The sequence below is a fragment of the Rhizobium sp. SL86 genome, from assembly GCF_026672545.1.
In the GTDB taxonomy this organism is placed as follows: Bacteria; Pseudomonadota; Alphaproteobacteria; order Rhizobiales; family Rhizobiaceae; genus Neorhizobium.
Genome location: NZ_JAPPRJ010000004.1, coordinates 15865 through 29501, shown reverse-complemented (window position 1 = coordinate 29501; position 13637 = coordinate 15865). Strand labels below are relative to the sequence as shown.

The window sequence follows — 13637 nt, the reverse complement described above, 5'->3', positions numbered from 1 at the left end:
TCAGTGCCGGAACTCGGTGCGCATCGAGATTTTTCTGATTTCGATGTCTAACGAGCACGAGAAGCCATGATTGAGCGCCTGTTGTCGCCTCTATGGTTCAAAAAAGTGCGCGGGGAGTTCAGCCTGACGGCGCTCGCCTACAACATCAAAAGAGCCATCACCCTTGTCGGCGTTCCCGGCCTGATTAAAGCCGTCAGGGCGTGAAAGGCCGCCCTGTGCGGACTTTCCGATCCCAATACGGTGTCAAAGTGCTCAGCAGTGCCTTATTCGTCGGTTTCCTCATTGGGAAACGCCTGGACAAAGAAGGTGCGCAACGGCGGATCGTAGCCAATCACGGCGTCTTCATCTGCTTCGGTGTCTGTCTTCACCGTGACGGTATGGCGGCTCATATTGTTCCTCGCGAGAATAGATCGGCGGCTCTGGCGCTGGCGGCGTTTGTGCCCCGACCCACAGTGGGGCCGGGGCATTTATCCGGTCAATCCCAAGGGATGACCGCCATGAGGTCCTCATCGTCCTGGTGGGGGTAGCGGCCGAGATTGGCGTTCAGCTTGCCGTAACCGGTGCTGACGGAGAGCGTGAAATACTTGCCGCCAACCTGGTTCGACTTCTCCCAGATGCCGCCGATCTCGACGCGCCGCCCGCGCGGCGTCTTGGCGAAGAGGCGATAGACCGGAGCCTTGGGATTGCTGCTTTCAAAGGCTTCGCCGAAGATGTCGAGGTCGTAGGCGACAGAAGCGATGTTGCCGGAGAGCGTGTTGTCCTGGTTGAAGCGGATGAAGTTTACGAGGTCGGTCATGGCGATATTTCCCTTGGTTTGCGTTGCCGATGGTCACGCAAGAGCGGCCGGAAGACAGGCGGATTGCACCCGAAGGGGCGAAGCGCAGCGCAGCGGCGACGGAGGAGCGAATTTGGCTCGCGAGGAATGAGGCCGAAGGCGTCAGGGGAAATTCGCGATCGACGGCGGTTGCCATCGGACTGGCCGGCCGCAGTGATCCATTGTTCAAGGCAACACAAGCCAAGGGAGTTCGGTTGATTTACCGGCTTGGTGTCTCAGACCGCCCTGGCCAGCACCTATGCTCGGAAGACTACGGCGCTGGTGTCGCCGGCACACCGATCTCGATGCGCCGCGAAGTCGTTGGTGCATCACCAACCGATGTCGGTCAGGGAAAAGTCGTTGCCTTTATAGGCGACTTTTGTGCGGTAGGCTCTGGCACAGGCATAGGAGAAGCAGTCACCCATGTTGAGCTTTGCCGGGTGATTGACGATCTTGCCGAACTGCTGGGCGGCATCGAGCGCCTTTGCCCCTACATCACCTGAGATGAGAGCCTCTTTCGCCTCAAGGTCCGAAAGAAACTGATCGACCACCTGCCGGGATTCCTCCAGCATAGCGGGAGTTGCCGGCTTGTCGCGCCCAAGCGCTTCAGCACGGCGGCGCGTCAGGGCAAACGCGGCCTCCATGCGGACAACAGGAGACACATAGAAGGGGCCGTTATCTTGGGCGAGGCGATCGAGAAGAACGTCGCGGTCTTCCTCGTCGGTCAGAATGGCGACGATCACGGATGCGTCTATGAACAGCATCAGTCCTCACCCCACATTTCGTCGGTTTCGCGCTTGTGGTCTCCAGGTGCGTATGGTCCGGCTGCGCGGGCCATAGCGAGAGACTTAGCGAGGCGTTCACGGATCGGCAGACTGCTTTTGCGGCTGGCGATCTCGTGCCTCAAGGCCGTCTTCACGGCGTCAACCTTGGAAGATTTGGTAAGGCGCACCAGCTCTTCCGCGAGTTGATCGACTTCGATATCCTTGATGTAGAGCGGCATGGGGAACATATCCTTTCGAGGATATTATAATATCCTCGAAAGGATATCCTCGCAATGCCATTGACCGCCGCAAGGCGGATCAGAGCGCGGCGGAGCGATGGATGCCGTCTTTGTTCTCTCGTCTTTCGCGAGCTGCTTGTTGATCCTTTTCCGACATTCCACGCCATGTTCCCGCGAGAACAGCCGCGTAACAGGCTTCAGCCGCCTGCGCGGCCTCGCGGGCGGTCTCGCAATGTCCTGTGAGTGGCGCGGCAGAAGGCCGGTTCGACCACGGCAGATCCAGCACCATGTACCACGCCCATCCGCTCATGTGATGCTCGTGGATGTGCGCAAACTTCACCTGCCCGTCAAAAGCGGTGAAATGATTGGCGTGATCCGGCCAAGTCTGGCGCCAGCTATGGTGCAGCTGAATATTGGCGGCGGGAGCACTCATTAGGTTTCTCGGTCATATCGGGGACGCCAACCGCGCGTCAGGCCGGCGCTCATAGCCCGTTCTGCCAGTGAGAGATTGAGCCTGAGATCCGCACAGTCTGCCAGAAGGCATGCGATGGTGGCTCTCATGTCGCCGTTATGAAAGGCGATTGCCGCCTCGACCTCGGATAGCACCGTTTCGGGGGCAGACTGCAGGTTGGCGTTGGTTGTCATGAACTCATCCTCAACGATTGTTCCCGATGCAATCGGGATATTGTTCCTAATATGTTCTTGTTTGGCAAGATCCAAGCTTCTCGTTCACGGCGGGTAAAGAAATCTATAAGGACACACATTCAGAGAAGCTGGATGTGTAGCGAAATCGCCTTTTAGCTTTCCTACAACAACCTCTGAAAGCTCGAAAACTGCGGACCTAAGCGGCATTGCGGCAGATCACAGCGTAGTTCATCTATGACATACGCACTCTTTGATTGCCTTTTTGATTATGATATTAGCATGGTTCGTGTGATTTTATCGGAAACGCCGTCGCACTGAAAACCTTTTAGGTTCAGTCGCCAGAAAGCACAGACCTTAATCAAAGAGGATCGACAATGGAGAAGAGAAGGCAGCGGAAGGGTCGATATCTCCCGTTCGCATTGATGGCTGCACTGTTCGTTGGGGGAGGCGGGGGCGCCGGCATTTCCCCAGCGGCAGCTCAATATGTTTCGGGGGTCTCGGGCTGCATCTGGCTCGGTTCAGTCGAGACTGGAACTGGAGGTATGGGGTCCTTGGACTGCCCGTATCAGGGCGGCTAGGCGAACCGACGCTCGCCGAATGCGACCTGCAGCGTGTGACGGACAAGCCGATGCAGGCTCTCATCGTCATGCTGATCCGTGGGCTCGATCTCGACCGAAAAGCCGGCAATGTCACGGCTCTCGTTCCTATTGAGAAAGAGCGGGCTCCATTCCTCGTGCAGTCGCTCCAGGTCGGCACGCCCCTGCAGCAACTCCCCCCGCTCGTTCTCAAGCGCAAGATCCCCTTCACGCGAGACATAGGTCGCCATCGCGCCAAGGCGCACGCCACTGCCATAGGAGGCCATTTTCACAACGGCGGGCTGACTGCCCTTGGCAACAGCCGCGAGCCGCTCTGCAACTGGACGTGGCGATGCGATGGGCGACAGCTGATCCGCTCGTGACGCAGATGATGAAGCCTTGGATGGCCTCTTCCCTACTCCTACTCCTACTCCGCCACCGCCTCGACGCTTCAATGCATCTGAACCAGTTCCACCCGCGCCGCCGCGCCGCCTCTCCTCCTCCTCAAGCGCAGCTTGGCGACGGCGCTCCCACTCCTCTTCGAAGTATCCCCGCGTCTCCATCTATCGGACCTCACGACGCCGTTGGCCCGACCGTCGAGTGGCATTTCGAAGCTCGACACTGACACCCACGACGGCGAGCTGAACATCTCGAAGCGCTGACTGTGCCTCATCCAGATGGACAAAGCGGCCAGAGTTGAGCGCTTTCGCAACCTGATTCAGGTTCACGCCGACCTTCCGCATGTGTTCAAGAAGCAGGCCGAGCGCAACACGATCCTCATGGGTGAAGATTGGTTGAACGCCAGCACCCTCCAAAAGCAAGGAGCCGAAGAAGGCGGAAACTGTCAGATCCGCAGCCTTTGCCGCCTCGCAGATCGCTTCATATCGCTCCTCGGTCACACGAGCATGGATCGTCCGGCTTTTAACTTTTTTGGGCAGGCCTTTGGCCTTCGGAGCGCGCAACTCAATCAATCCATCAGCAATAAAACAATCAAGACCGGATCGCGAACTCGATCCTCTGCAAAACGTATCACGTTTTTGCGTATCCTGCCAAAAGAGAAGCAATCACATTTCAGCTTTTCCACGCCCTCCGGACGTAAATGGATCTCGCTCCGCTCGCGCCTTTCGCTCCTTGGCCTGACGGCCGCTTTTGAAAACCTGACGGGCGCCCACCAGGGTTCACCGCGAAGCCCCTTGCTTCCCTTGATGCCGCCGTGCGTGCTCGCTGCTCAAGGGACGCTCCGCTCTGGCGCCCTTGCGCACTGCGCGCGACAGCGCCAGTCGGAAGCTGCGCGGCTCCGGGGTTCACCTCAGATCCATGGTGATAGCGGAGTGGCAAACATTGAAACCATTGAACAATTTGACATGTTTACTGGTAAACTATTAAACTGTTTTAGTTGGCTTCAGGGTCTCTAAGATCGCTGTTTTGCCGTTTTGGCTGTAAGAGGAATTATGTTAACATCGCAACGAGCTAAACAGCTTAGTCAGTTATGTGAAAACATGTTTTCTTGAATTTGGAAAAGGTCTTTTCTGAAAAAGCGAAAACATCTTTCCCTCATTCAGCATCCAAGGAAATGCAGTTTTCCTTGCCAGTCTCGACCTCATGCGAGCGTCTTGCTCAGACAGTCGAGACACCACCTAAAAGTGTATGGAGTAGAGCATGACAGTGGTTTTCGGCACATTGAGCGGCAAGGGCGGAGCCGGCAAATCAACCCTCGTTACCCTCCTGGCCGGTGAATATGCCAGCTACGACAAGAAGGTCTTGTTGGTGGATGCCGACCCTAGCCAGAACCTGGCCGCATGGTGGCGGCTCTCAGAGGAGAAGGAGAACCAACCCGAAAATGTCGATCTTGCGTCGGTGCTTCAAAGGCAGCAACTCGCTGAACTGCTCGATCGCAAAAAGGCGGCATATGATGTGGTGATTATCGATACAGCTGGCCGCGAATCCATCTTTGGCGCCTCGATCATCGGTCATTGCGACTTGGTTCTGACACCCATTCAGGCGTCTAAACGTGAGATCGATGCCGCGGGAACAGCAGCGCAGCATGTTGCCGAATTTAATGCAGAACATGGGACGGACATCAGCCAACTGATCGTAAGGACACGCGTCGCACTGACCAGCAAGAGCCTCGAAGCTTATTCCTTCATCCGTCCCTTTGTTGAAGCGCTGCGAAACAGCGGAGCTCCCAGCATCTTGTTAGAAACGGAACTGATGGAGCGCAACGTCTACCGGAACATTCAAAACGGCTACGGTTCAGTTCAGATGCAGGATCTGACGGAGCCGGTCATTAAAGCCCGGCGCGAGATCATGAGCCTGGTGAAAGAGATTGATAGCCACCTCCCCCCTAACATGAGAAAGGCTGCATGATGGCGCCCCCAAAAAATACAGGTTTGTCACTAGATGACGTGCCTTTCGCACAAGCAGTCGCCAAGAAGGCAAACAAGGCTGACAAGGACTTGGTCACCGATGCGCTGCCTTCGAAGGAGGAACGCGACGAGCCCCGCCCCCTGGCCAACAAAGGCGATGGCATACGCGTGCTTCGGAGGACCAATCAAAAAGGCGCAGCATCATCTACCTTTACGGTCGTTCTCGATGCACCAACTAAGGAGCGGCTCGAACTCGCCTCCTTCGAAAACAAGGTCAAGATGACGGCCATTGCGCGGGCCGCTATCGACAAATTCTTACGCGAAAACGGATATTGATTGCCTTAATTTCCTTTGCGCGCGGCTTTTGAGCGACTATGACTCGTGACCATATACATTTTCGGGAATCACGAATTCGTTATCCCGAACATCTGAACGATAGTTAGAGAACCTAAATGGACTTGCAGAAGGAACAGGGGGAAGTTCGCGTGGAGAACCAAGAAGGCTTGAACGAACAGGACGAACTCACGCCTCCGCAGTCGGCAATCTACTATGCAGAGCGAAACAACCTGGTCCCAACCGATGAAGATGGATATCGCGGCAAAATTTACCGCGCACAGGGTTTTGAGGGTCCGTTAAGTCTGGATGAGCTCAAAGCACGGACTGCCATCTTTTTGCGAGAGACCCGCGAACGGCAGAACTTGTCTCAGTTGGAGGTTGCGTCGCTTCTTGGCATTACCGCCCAAGTTTGGGGACGGTACGAACGCGCTGTTTCGTCTCTGGAAGTGACGAGAATGATCGTCCTGTGTGAACAGCTGGGCTGTAATCCAGTCGAACTGGTCGGCCATGTGGCTCCGCATCTCTTCGGTTCGTCGAAAGAGGGAGCCGACGTTAGGATTGAGCTTGCAAGGCGGCTTTCGGAACTGCCGGATGAGGTCTGTATTAGCCTCCTCGACATGGTGAAGCAGATTGAGAAGCTGAATAAGCAGGTGCCACGACGCTAGACGCGGGCACCTGCATCTCTAAGCAAACCGGGCGACGAACGAGGAGTACGAGGGCAACTGTCCGATTTTGGTCTCGCCTTTTCGACCTGAAGCCGACTGACAACTTTTGCACCCGCGAATTGCGCGGTTGAACGACCGAAATAAATGCGCACTGCGGTCATTGCGTGCCAGCCGCGAGTGGCGCATCAGAATCGCGTTGCCAGAGTCGTGCTCTTGAACGGATCCGAACCCTGGACTGGTAGACCAACCAGATCAAGCACCTGAGAAGTCGTGATTTTAGGGCTGGAAGGAGCATATCCAACATCGATTTATGGCGATTGGTGCGTTTGGGTCCGATCGAATATGTCTTTGCGTAGCGTCCTAGACGCCCATGCAGCAGCGAAGAACACAGGGTCGGCACAGAGTTGGTGGCGGATCGAATACACGATCTCGAGACCGCAAATGTAAACGAGCTCTTGGCCATACAAGCTCCCCGTGTATATTGAACGTCTACTTCGGGGTGAGGTTTTCGTGAGGTTCCGACTAATTGTTGTGCCGGTTGTCGCTGCGGGTTTGCTGAGCCCGCTGACCGCTATTTCGGTCGTGGCAGCGGAGCGGTCAGTCCGTGATATCCAGACGGCCTTGGTTGAACAGGGTTTCAAGCCGGGCGTTCCTGATGGCGTGTGGGGCAAAAGATCCATCGCGGCTCTACGTGCATTCCAGACGGCAAACGGATTGGCCCCGACTGGCACGGCCGACCCGGCTACGATGGATCGCCTTTTCCCGACGGTGCAGGCGGTGGAAGATGAAATCCCTGCGGTTAATGGCTCGGCGTCGGAAAACGTAACGCCTTTGCCGAAAGTCCAAGAAGTGGAGACCAAGCCTCTCGCTCCCGTTGGCGGCTCCGCTTCCAGCACGGTCGAACCAGCCGCCGAGGTCAAGGCGGTCGAAACCGCTGCACCTTCGCAGCAGCCTCAAAGTCCGCAGCAGCCCGACAGCGTCTCCATTGAGACCGAAAGTTCACGCGATGCCGTGGCCTCCCGGTCCCCGGCGGCTCCGCCGGACGGCAAGAGCGCGTCCTGGAACTTGGCGGTTGTCGGCCTCGCACTTGGCGGTGTCGTGCTGTTCTTGAGGAGGCTGAAGCGAAAGCGGCAAGCCGCCAGCGCCATGCCCGCAGTTCCTGAGAGCGACGCCTCGGCGGAGCTGATATGGGACAAGCACGCTTCTAGGATTCTAATGGGGCAGTCGGCGACCGCGCAATCCGCCTCGCCGTCTCAGGACCGCGCGATGTCGATGGAAGCGCACAACAAAGACGTCACCGACTGGATCAAGGCGAAAGCATCCAAAGCGAAATCCTTGTCCGATCGCAGCAATGACGACTTGACCGATATCGCCGAGCGGGGGCGGACTGCCACAACGCCACCCCCGATACCCTCTCCGACGGGCACCCTGCTGAACTTCCATCGGCAAAAGGCAGCCGAATCGAAACCGACATCCCCTCCCCTAAAGACGGATACCTCTGCCGCCAGAATGGCCGGAGCCGAGTGGATTTCGCCGGGGAAGTCCGTCACCGTCGCTTCCGTCGTGATTTCGGGCGGTATGTTCTACCTTGGCGGCTTTCTCGGGAAGCAGGGAAGGCTGAACGAAAACGAGAACTGCCTAGTCAATCCGGCGCTCACGGTGGGACGAGGCCGCGATCCGGCGGGAGTATCCATGGGATACTGGCCGTCATATGGCGGGATGTCCCCGGACGCCCGAAGGTCGTATCTGGAATGGCTGGCGGGCAGCAGGTCTAATCCCGACGACTACATCGGTTACGTCTTCCTCTACTTCTACGGCCTAGAACGGCGACTGCTACTCGACGTCGACGCCTCCGACACAGCCGCCGTGCTGGCGGAGGTCAGGCGACTACTCGATGTCTACGGCCACAACGGTTCTTTCAACCGCTACGCCACGGAGTTGTTGACGGCAGCCGAACTCAGAAGCGGTGAACCCTCCGCCCAGTTTCTCGCCAGGGTCGAACCTAACGGCTACGAGGTCCCTGCCGCCGTCAAGATCGCTCTCGGTATTCGTGTCCGTGACGACCGCCCGATCGAAGCAGACCTGATGTTCCGCTTCGCGTTGACGCATCCGGAGACCAGTGTCCGCACACCTGCCAAGCGCATCCCCGCCCTATTGCGGGAACTCTATCTCCTGGAATTCGCGAAACTCTATCCGGCGGGCTACCGGCCAAAGGCTGGACGGACAAAGAAGCTTAAGAAGCAATACCAGGCCTGCAGCGGAAGCTTCAATCTCGAAATCAAGGTCCTCGGGGGAGATATTCCTGACATCACCGACCGGGAAGAGCCGATCCGGATAGCGCGCCGGATATTCAACGACTGCATGGAGCAGCTCGACGACTACAGTCGCACTCTTGGTCGCCTTCCCGGTCTGCAGCCGAATTTGCTCGCCATATCCAAGCTGCCCGAGGCTCTGAGGACAACGGCTGCTGCGAGTTTGCCGGGGGACCCTCTGGCGGGTCTGCGGCGTCTCGCGGACCAATCCTGCGAAACACGTATTGACCGTCTTGGCGAGCAGTTCGGTATCGAGATAGGGAGCAGCCCAGGTAAAGCCAAGCTCCGCGATCTGAGCCAGGCCCTTTCGGCTTTCGGGATCGGCGCAACCTTCGATCCGGCTTTTGCCGTAAAGTCATCGGCAGGAGATGAGACGGCGATCCTGTTTCCCATCTTTCAGGCCCTCCCCCCGGCGGCAACCGACGCCTATCGGACCCAGCAACTCTCGGCGATGCTGGGCATGGTTGTTGGACACGCCGACGGCGATTTCCACGAACTGGAGCGAAAAGCGCTCGTTGATCGGATTGCAGCCTCCCCCGACCTGTCCGGGGACGAAAAACGGAGGCTGGAAGCGGAGATCAGACTGAACGAAAAGGATCCGGCCCGGCTGGATGACTGGCTCAAGCGCCTCAAGGACGTCCCTGAAAGCGCCCGGGCCGCCGTCGCCGCCGAACTGGTCTCGCTTGCTTCCGCCGATGGCGATCTGCACGCCGACGAGGTCAGGAAGCTGGAGGCGATCTTCAAGCGAATGGGGATCGACCAGAAGTCTCTCTACGACCGTCTTCATGCCGGAAGCAGCGCGACGCGGACAGCCGGGTCGACGTCGATGCCTTCCGCCCTCTCCTCGAAACCCGCGACTTCGCGTTCGCCGACACGCATCGACCTTTCGAGGCTTCAGAACATCCGCTCGGAAACCCGGGTTACCTCGAACGTCCTCGCCGACATTTTCGTCGACGAAGAGGAAGATGTCGTCGCCGCGGCTCCGGAGATCGAAGCTGAAACCCCGCAGAGCGAACTCTTCGAGGGCCTCGAGCAGCGATACGGGGCTTTCTTGTCGGAAATCCTTCAGCGCGCGAGCTGGTCGAAAGACGATTTCGAACATCTGGCCCGAGACGCTTCGCTGATGCCTGGCGCGGCAAAGGAGGCGATCAACGACTGGGCGCTCGACCGCTTCGACGAACTCATGATCGAAGGCGATGACGATCTGGACATCAACAGCCATCTCCTTCCCGCACCTCCGACAAGCCTAGCAGCTATCAAAGAAGGCATGCCCGCATGACCACCAAGTCACCTTCCATCAAGCCGCGTGACCGCGACACAATCATCAGCGCGCTTCGGGCGGGTGTCGTTCCGAGGCTCGGCCTCCAGCACATCCAGGTTGGGCGTCAGCGCGAGATAGAGGCGCTCATCCGCGACGTACGCCGCGTGGGCGAAGGCGGATCGAGTATCCGCTTCGTGATCGGCGCATACGGAGCGGGCAAGACCTTCTTCCTATTCCTCGTCCGGCAGATCGCTCTCCAGGCCAAGCTGGTCGTGTGCCAGGCGGACCTATCTCCCGACCGCCGCATCCATGCGACGAACGGCCAGGCCCGCTCGCTCTATGCCGAACTAGCACGAAGTCTTTCGACCAGAACCGCGCCCGATGGCGGCGCGCTGCGTAACATTCTCGAAAGCTACATCCAGAAGGCCACCGAGAAAGCGGCCGCGACGGGCGTGCCGATCGAAACGGCCGTAAAGGACGGGCTCGGCGATATCCGCGAGATGGTGGCTGGCTACGACTTCGCGACCGTGGTCGCCGCCTACGCCCGCGGCTACGAGGATGGCAACGGCACTCTCCAGGACGCGGCCCTCCGTTGGTTGCGCGGCGAATACACCACCAAGACCGAGGCGCGGCAGGATCTCGGCGTCAGGACGATCCTCGACGACGCGTCCTTCTACGATGGGCTGAGGCTTCTGGCGAAATTCGTCCGGGTTGCCGGGTTCGGCGGGATGATCGTCTGCCTCGACGAGCTGGTGAACCTCTACAAGCTTCAGAGCGCCCAGGCCCGGAAGCAGAACTACGAGCAGATTCTGCGCATCCTGAACGACGTGCTTCAGGGGACCACGGAGGGCATCGGCTTCATCCTTGGCGGAACGCCCGAGTTCCTGCTCGATACCCGCCGGGGCCTCTATTCCTACGAGGCGCTGCAGAGCAGGCTTGCCGAGAACAGCTTTGCGGTGAACGGTCTCGCCGACTATTCTGGGCCTGTCATCAACCTTCCGAGCCTCACCCCGGAAGAGCTTTTCCACCTCCTGGAAAGGCTTCGCGATGTTTTCGCGGGCGGTGATCCGGAGAAGCATCTGGTCCCGGACGAGGCCCTCGTCGCGTTCATGGAGCATTGCTCGAATACTATCGGCGACGCGTACTTCCGCACGCCTCGAAACACAGTGAAGGCGTTCGTGGACCTGCTCGCGGTCCTCGAGCAGAACCCCGAGGTCAAGTGGAACGACCTTCTGACCCGTGTCGAAGTGAGCGAGGATCGCCAGGGAGCGGATGAGGCGGAAATCCCGGCGGATGCCGACGACGGGGACGACGAGCTTGCAACCCTCCGCCTTTGAGCGCCTCGGCCAACCGATCCGGCGCTGGATCTGGGCACAGAAATGGCAGCGGCTGAGGGATGTTCAGGAAAAGGCGATCCCCGCCGTTCTCGCGGGCGGTGACGTCGTCATATCCGCCCGCACTGCCGCGGGAAAGACGGAAGCGGCGATCCTGCCGCTGCTGAGCCGCGTCCTCGACGGTAACGGGCGGGATGGCTTTCGCATCCTCTACGTCAGTCCGCTCAAGGCGCTCATCAACGACCAATACCGTCGGCTCGAGCCGCTTTGCGAGGCCTGCGACGTCCCGCTCCACAAATGGCACGGCGACGTGTCGGCAGACGCCAAGTCGCGGGCACGGAAGAACCCGAGCGGTGTCGTGCTCATCACGCCGGAATCGCTGGAGGCCCTCCTCGTCCGCAGGGGCAAGGAGATACGCTTTCTGTTCTCGTCGCTGGAAGCGGTCGTCATTGACGAGCTCCACGCGTTCATCGGGACCGAGCGCGGCATGCAGCTACAGTCCATCCTCAACCGCATCGAGATCGAGTGCGGGCGTGAGCGGATCGATCGCGTCGGCCTCTCGGCGACGCTCGGTGACATGCGGCTGGCCGCCGACGCGCTCCGGCCCGCCGGCGGCGCAAACGTGGCGGTCATCGAGGGGAACGACGAGGGTAACGGCCTCAAACTTCAAATTCGGGGATATTACGAAAAAGAAGTGGCTCCCAAGGACGACGGCGACGAGAGCGGCGATGCCCCACCCGACAAAGAGGTGGATGAATGGCACGGTATCCCGGAACGCCTGGCGGACGACCTCTTTCGCTTTCTGAGGGGACACCGGAACCTGCTGTTCGGCGGCTCTCGAGAGCGGGTCGAACTGTATGCGGACCGCCTCCGTCTGATGTGCGAGGAGAACCGGGTCCCGAACGAGTTCTTCCCCCATCACGGCAGCCTCTCCAAGGCCGAACGCGAGGACGTCGAACTCAGACTCCGCGACGATCCCCGCCCGACCACGGCGGTCGCAACGACAACTTTGGAACTCGGCATCGATATCGGCGACGTGGAATCCGTCGCCCAGATCGGTCCGGGTTTCTCGGTTTCGTCACTCAGGCAGCGCCTCGGCCGTTCGGGACGACGGGCCGGAAGCCCAGCCGTCATGCGGCTGTTCGTCATTGAGCGTAGCCCGGGTCGCGGACAGCATCCTCTCGAGCGCCTGAACCTCGGGCTTGTCCAATCGATTGCCATGATCGAGTGCCTCAAGGATGGCTGGTGCGAACCGCCCGCCCCGACAGGCCTGCACCTTTCGACCCTCTTGCACCAAGTTCTCGCGATTATCCTCCAGAAGGGTGGCGTCTCACCGCAGGCCGCGTGGAAGATTCTATGCGACCGGGGACCCTTTAAGTCGGTGGATCGCGGGACATTCGCCGATCTTCTGCGTTGCATGGCGTCCGAGGAGAACAAGCTCATCGAGCAATCGCCTGAGGGCCTGCTGATGATCGGGGAGTTCGGGGAAAGGATCACAGAAGCGCACGACTTCTACCCGGTCTTTTCGACGGAGCGGGAGTATCGGATCATGCACGACGCAAGAACGCTGGGCACCTACCCGCTGGATTCGGCGATCAGGTCGGGCGAGACACTGATATTCGCCGGGCGGCGCTGGCAGGTCCTCGAGGTGGACGATGCCACTCGGGTCATCACGGTGAAGTCGACCCGTGGTGGAAAGCCGCCGCGCTTCAGCGGAAATGGCGGTGGACTGCACGATCGCATCGCGCTGGAAATGAAACGCGTGCTCAAAGGCAGCGAACAGTATGCCTACGTTGATCGCGTGGCTGCAGAGATGCTCTCCGATGCACGACACTGCTTCGGAGAGCTCGGGCTGGCAACGCGATCGATGCTGCCCTACGCCGATGGCGCTCTGGTTCTCCCCTGGATCGGGACCAGGAAGCTGACCACCCTCGCCCTTGCTTTCCTCGCCCGCGATTTCCGGACAGCCCAGTATCAACACTCCCTCGAACTACAAGACTGTGATCCCGAAGGCGTCAACCAATGCCTCGCGCGGTGGGCGGCGGGCAATCTGCCAACGATCGAAGCCCTGATGACGGGGGTGGCCCGGCCAAACATCGCACGCTTCGACAACCATCTTTCATCGGACCTGATGACGATGGTTACCCTTCGGGAACGGCTTGATTATGGCGCGCTCCAAGGCATCGCCATTAACCTTTGCGACGGTCATGACCTCGAACACGAACCCGGAGATGCATTCTCAAAGCGCCTTTAACATTACGAAGAAGTTAAGTTCTTAAAGGGATATGGACCTCTCGCGCCATCAAGGCCCAGTCGGCCCGAAGCT

At 59.1% G+C, this 13637-nt stretch carries 15 protein-coding genes; 7 read left to right on the top strand and 8 right to left on the bottom strand.

What is annotated here, in order from left to right; all coding sequences use genetic code 11:
* Window positions 1-66 precede the first annotated feature (66 nt).
* Entirely contained in the window at window positions 67-204 is a 138-nt protein-coding gene (locus OU993_RS18065) for a hypothetical protein (protein WP_268159835.1), read from the top strand.
* Window positions 205-263: 59 nt separating this feature from the next.
* Here OU993_RS18065 and OU993_RS18060 read toward each other — a convergent pair whose 3' ends face one another.
* The 8 genes from OU993_RS18060 to mobC all read right to left on the bottom strand — a co-directional run bounded on the left by OU993_RS18060 (window position 264) and on the right by mobC (window position 3936).
* Complete coding sequence (locus OU993_RS18060) at window positions 264-389, bottom strand: hypothetical protein (RefSeq protein WP_268159885.1); 126 nt, start codon at window positions 387-389, stop codon at window positions 264-266.
* A gap of 86 nt (window positions 390-475) precedes the next feature.
* Window positions 476-796, bottom strand: a complete 321-nt coding sequence (locus OU993_RS18055; RefSeq protein ID WP_268159833.1) for a DUF736 family protein — start codon at window positions 794-796, stop codon at window positions 476-478.
* Window positions 797-1143: 347 nt separating this feature from the next.
* Window positions 1144-1578, bottom strand: a complete 435-nt coding sequence (locus OU993_RS18050; RefSeq protein WP_268159832.1) for a type II toxin-antitoxin system VapC family toxin — start codon at window positions 1576-1578, stop codon at window positions 1144-1146.
* On the bottom strand, window positions 1578-1817 hold the full coding sequence (locus OU993_RS18045) for a type II toxin-antitoxin system VapB family antitoxin (protein ID WP_268159830.1): 240 nt from the start codon (window positions 1815-1817) through the stop codon (window positions 1578-1580). Before OU993_RS18045 ends, OU993_RS18050 begins: the two co-directional genes overlap by 1 nt.
* Window positions 1818-1896: 79 nt before the next feature.
* Window positions 1897-2250, bottom strand: a complete 354-nt coding sequence (locus OU993_RS18040; RefSeq protein ID WP_268159828.1) for a hypothetical protein — start codon at window positions 2248-2250, stop codon at window positions 1897-1899.
* Window positions 2250-2462: a hypothetical protein gene (locus OU993_RS18035; RefSeq protein WP_268159826.1), complete on the bottom strand. Its 213-nt coding sequence runs from the start codon at window positions 2460-2462 to the stop codon at window positions 2250-2252. Before OU993_RS18035 ends, OU993_RS18040 begins: the two co-directional genes overlap by 1 nt.
* Before the next feature lie 574 nt (window positions 2463-3036).
* Window positions 3037-3324, bottom strand: a complete 288-nt coding sequence (locus tag OU993_RS18030; RefSeq protein WP_268159825.1) for a hypothetical protein — start codon at window positions 3322-3324, stop codon at window positions 3037-3039.
* A 276-nt stretch (window positions 3325-3600) separates the two neighbouring features.
* Window positions 3601-3936 (bottom strand): plasmid mobilization relaxosome protein MobC, encoded by a 336-nt coding sequence (gene mobC / locus OU993_RS28910; RefSeq protein ID WP_442793004.1) that lies wholly within the window; start codon window positions 3934-3936, stop codon window positions 3601-3603.
* Between the two features lie 760 nt (window positions 3937-4696).
* On the opposite strand from mobC, the gene OU993_RS18015 reads away from it, so the two are divergent.
* From OU993_RS18015 to OU993_RS17990, 6 genes are all read left to right on the top strand, one after another.
* Window positions 4697-5404, top strand: coding sequence for a ParA family protein (locus OU993_RS18015; RefSeq protein ID WP_268159823.1), 708 nt, complete (start codon window positions 4697-4699; stop codon window positions 5402-5404).
* Entirely contained in the window at window positions 5401-5739 is a 339-nt protein-coding gene (locus OU993_RS18010; protein ID WP_268159822.1) for a hypothetical protein, read from the top strand. Before OU993_RS18015 ends, OU993_RS18010 begins: the two co-directional genes overlap by 4 nt.
* 116 nt (window positions 5740-5855) lie before the next feature.
* The gene (locus OU993_RS18005) at window positions 5856-6404 is read left to right on the top strand and encodes a helix-turn-helix domain-containing protein (protein ID WP_268159820.1); all 549 of its coding nucleotides are present in this window, start codon (window positions 5856-5858) and stop codon (window positions 6402-6404) included.
* 474 nt (window positions 6405-6878) lie between these two features.
* Window positions 6879-9995: a TerB N-terminal domain-containing protein gene (locus OU993_RS18000; protein WP_268159818.1), complete on the top strand. Its 3117-nt coding sequence runs from the start codon at window positions 6879-6881 to the stop codon at window positions 9993-9995.
* Window positions 9992-11314 carry an ATP-binding protein gene (locus OU993_RS17995; RefSeq protein ID WP_268159816.1) on the top strand — a complete coding sequence of 441 codons (1323 nt, stop codon included), beginning with the start codon at window positions 9992-9994 and terminating at the stop codon, window positions 11312-11314. The genes OU993_RS18000 and OU993_RS17995 overlap by 4 nt, the downstream gene beginning before the upstream one ends.
* Entirely contained in the window at window positions 11271-13565 is a 2295-nt protein-coding gene (locus OU993_RS17990; protein WP_268159814.1) for a DEAD/DEAH box helicase, read from the top strand. Before OU993_RS17995 ends, OU993_RS17990 begins: the two co-directional genes overlap by 44 nt.
* Window positions 13566-13637: the final 72 nt, after the last annotated feature.